Below are 4,212 nucleotides of genomic sequence, written 5' to 3'. Positions count from 1 at the left end.
TGACCTCGGACCGGTTCGTCGCGAACCCGTTCTCCGACACCGGGCAACGCATGTATCGCACCGGAGACCTGGTGCGCTGGAACGATACCGGCGCGATCGAGTACATCGGCCGCACCGACTTCCAGGTCAAATTCCGCGGACAGCGCATCGAACTCGGCGAGATCGAGACCGTACTGCTCACACACCCGGCCGTGGCGCAGACGGTCGTGCTGGTCGCCGAGACCCCGGCCGGGCAACACCTGGCCGCCTACGTCGTCGCATCCCCGGACGGCTCGGTCGACGCCGATGCGCTGACCCGGTTCGCCGCAGGCCGGCTGCCCGCCTACATGGTGCCCGCGTCGGTGACCGTACTGGACGCGTTGCCGCTCAACACCTCCGGCAAGCTGGACCGGAAAGCGTTGCCGGAGCCCGTGTTCGGCACCGATCCGACCGGGTATCGCACGCCGGGCACTCCGGCGGAGCAGATCGTGGCAGGTGTGTTCGCCGACGTGCTCGGCCACGAGCGGGTCGGCGCGGACGACAACTTCTTCGAACTCGGCGGCAACTCACTGGTCGCCACCCAGGTGGTGGCCCGTATCTCCGCCGCCTTCGGGATCCGGCTCGGCGTGCGGGCGGTGTTCGAGACGCCGACCGTCACCGGGATCGCGGCACGGGCGGCCACCACGCCGGCGACCACCGATCGGCCGCCACTGGTGGCCCGGCGGCTGCCCGAACGGGTGCCGCTGTCGCTTGCCCAGCAGCGGATGTGGTTCCTCAACCGATTCGATCCGGTCGCACCGACCTACAACCTGCCGTTCGTGGTGCGCTTGCGCGGCGGGGCCGACCTCGGCGCGCTGCGGGCGGCGCTGTTCGACGTGCTGGAGCGGCAGCAGGCGTTGCGCACCGTGTTCCCCGAGTCGAGCACGGGCGGATACCAGCGGATCGTCCCGATGACCGAGGTCGAACTCGACATCGACACCGTGCCCGTCTCTCCTGCCGAATTGCCCACGGCCCTCGCGCGATTCGCCGCCGCCGGATTCGATGTGAGCCGTGAGCTGCCGATCCGCGTGCGCGTCCACCGGATCACCGGCGGCGCGGTCGGGAGCGGGACCGGGGCCGAGCCGACGGCGGCGAGTGATACCGCCGTCGCGGGCGAGCGACCCACGGTGGCGGCCGACGAATACGCGGTCGCGTTCGTGCTGCACCATATCGCCGCGGACGGATTCTCCTTCGGGCCGTTGGCGCGTGACATCGCCGTGGCCTACGTGGCGCGCGCCGCCGGTACCGTCCCCACCTGGACACCGCTGCCGGTGCAGTACACCGACTACAGCCTGTGGCAGCGCGAAGCGCTGGGAGCGGAAACCGATCCGGCCTCGATCGCGGCCCGGCAGATCGGCTATTGGCGAAATGCGCTGGCCGGGTTGCCCGATCGTCTCGAACTGCCCACCGATCGGGCCCGGCCCGCCACGCCGACCTATCGCGGTGGCCGGGCCGAATTCCGGATCGACGCGGAATTGCACGCCGCGCTGTCGAATCTGGCTCGTGCACAGGGCGTCACGGTCTTCATGGTGCTGCACTCGGCCCTGGCGGTGCTGCTGGCGCGGCTGTCGGGCACGACCGACATCGCGATCGGCACCCCGATCGCCGGGCGCGGCGAGCAGGCGCTCGACAATCTGATCGGCATGTTCGTCAACACGCTGGTGTTGCGTTCCGACGTCGAGCCCACCGGGTCGTTCGCCGAATTGCTCACGCGCATCAGGGAATCGGACCTGGCGGCGTTCGCGCATGCCGACGTGCCGTTCGAACGGCTGGTGGAGGTGCTGGAACCGGCCCGGTCGCAGGCGTGGCATCCACTGTTCCAGGTGATGCTGTCGGTGCAGGAGATGTCGCACGCCGCACTGGAGATGGGCGAGTTGCGGGTCACCGCTGACGAACTCGACGTCGCCGTCGCCAAATTCGATCTCCAGTGGACGCTGACCGAGAACTTCGGCGCGACGGGCGAACCCGTCGGCATCGACGCGGTCGCACACTTCGCGACCGATCTGTTCGACCCGAACACCGTGGCGGCCTTCAATACCCGGCTCCTGCGGATCCTGACCGCCGTGACCACCGATCCCGATCTCGCGGTCGGTGAGATCGCATTGCTCGACGCGACGGAACTGGCGGCGGTGACCGGACATTGGGTCGCCTCGGGACCCGACCGCGGCCGCGACGCCGTCCTGCCGGATCTGTTCGAGGCCACCGTCGCCGCGCACCCGGAGCGGATCGCGGTGGTCGCGGGCGACGCCCGGATCGGCTACCGCGAGTTGGACCGGCGCGCGAACCGATTGGCGCACAGGCTGATCCGGGCAGGTGTCGGTCCGGACACCCTGGTCGCGGTGGCGCTGCCGCGGTCGGCCGACCTGATCGTGGCCCTGCTGGCGGTACTGAAGGCCGGCGGCGGTTACCTGCCGATCGACCCGGACTATCCGGCCGAGCGGATCGCCTTCATGCTCGCGGATGCCGCTCCGATCTGCCTGGTAACAACCGAGCAACACGAATTGATCGTGCCGTCCGGCCTTCCCGTACTGACCGTGACCGGTGCGGACGGCACCGAGCCACCGGCGCCGGCCGACGCGGACCGGCGCGGGATCGTGCGCCCGGACAACATCGCGTATGTCATCTACACATCCGGGTCGACCGGCCGGCCGAAGGGCGTACCGGTTCCGCACCGCAACGTGGTCCGGTTGTTCGACAACACACGCGAGCTGTTCGATTTCAACGAGCACGACGTGTGGACCATGTTCCACTCCTTCGCCTTCGACTTCTCGGTGTGGGAACTCTGGGGGCCGCTGCTGTACGGCGGCACCCTGGTGGTGGTCGACTTCCACACCTCGCGGGCCCCCGATCGGTTCCTGGAACTGCTGCGCGCGCAACGGGTCACGGTGCTCAACCAGACCCCGTCCGCCTTCCACCAACTCGCCGAAGCCGATCGGATCGCCGGGATCCCGACGGCGTTGCAGTACATCGTCTTCGGCGGCGAGGCACTCGAAACCCGCCGTCTCGCCGACTGGTTCGGCCGCCACGGCGCCACGGCGCCACGGCTGATCAACATGTACGGCATCACCGAGACCACGGTGCACGTGACATACCGGCCGCTGGACGCGGCGACCGCGACGGCCGGCGGCAGTCCGGTCGGACGGCCGCTGCCCGGCCTGCGAATCCTGGTGCTGGACAACCGGCTACGGCCCGTCCCGGCGGGCGTACCGGGCGAGATCTATGTCGGCGGCGTCCAGGTCGCGCGCGGGTACCTCGGCCGGCCCGCCCTGTCCGCGGCGCGGTTCGTCGCCGATCCGTTCGGCGCGCCGGGATCTCGGTTGTACCGGTCCGGCGACCTGGCGCGGTGGAGTCCCGGCGGCGAACTGATCCATCTCGGCCGCGCCGACGATCAGGTCAAGGTGCGCGGATTCCGCGTCGAACCGGGCGAGATCGAGGCCGCGGTGCTGGCCCACCCGCAGATCGCCGACGCGGCCGTGGTCGTCCGGGCGGACGAGCGCCTCGGCGACCGGCTGATCGCCTATCTGGTGTCCGACGGCGAGCTGGATCCGCAGTCGGTGCGGGCCGCGCTGCAACGGGATCTGCCGGCCCACATGGTGCCGTCCGCGTTCGTGATGCTGGACGCGATTCCGTTGACCCCCAACGGGAAACTCGACCGCCGCGCCCTACCCGCGCCCGTGTTCGAGGTTCGCGAATTCCAGGCCCCGGCGACCCCGATCGAGGAGATCGTCGCCCAGATCTTCGCCGACGTACTGGATCTCGGCCCGGACCGTCGGCTCGGGCGGGACGACGACTTCTTCACCGTCGGCGGCAATTCGCTGATCGCGACGCAGGTTTCGGCCCGGCTGGGTATCGCGCTGCGCACCGAGGTGCCGGTGCGCGCCCTGTTCGAGGCGCCCACGGTCGCGGCGCTGGCCGCGCGGGTGGCGTCGGAGGTCGGCAGCGGCGCCCGCGCGGCACTCGTCGCCCGCGAGCGCCCCGGACTCGTGCCGTTGTCGCTGGCGCAGCAGCGGATGTGGTTCCTGAATCGCTTCGACGCCGGTAATCCCGTTCACAACATCCATTTCGCCATTCGGTTGTCGGGTGAGTTGGATGTGGCGGCGTTGCAGGTGGCGGTGATTGATGTGATTGATCGTCATGAGTCGTTGCGGACGGTGTTTCCGGAGACGGGGAATGGTCCGGTGCAGGTGGTGTTGG

1 protein-coding gene is annotated in these 4,212 nt (G+C 69.8%); it reads left to right on the top strand.

The window, feature by feature from the left end; genetic code table 11:
• The coding region (locus tag NRB56_RS38025) for a non-ribosomal peptide synthetase (RefSeq protein ID WP_153349226.1) at positions 1–4,212 on the top strand (4,212 nt) is incomplete at both ends.

Source organism: Nocardia aurantia, assembly GCF_009604425.1.
GTDB lineage: Bacteria > Actinomycetota > Actinomycetes > Mycobacteriales > Mycobacteriaceae > Nocardia > Nocardia aurantia.
Note: the sequence above shows the minus strand (reverse complement) of the source record. Positions and strands in the feature narration are given on the sequence as shown.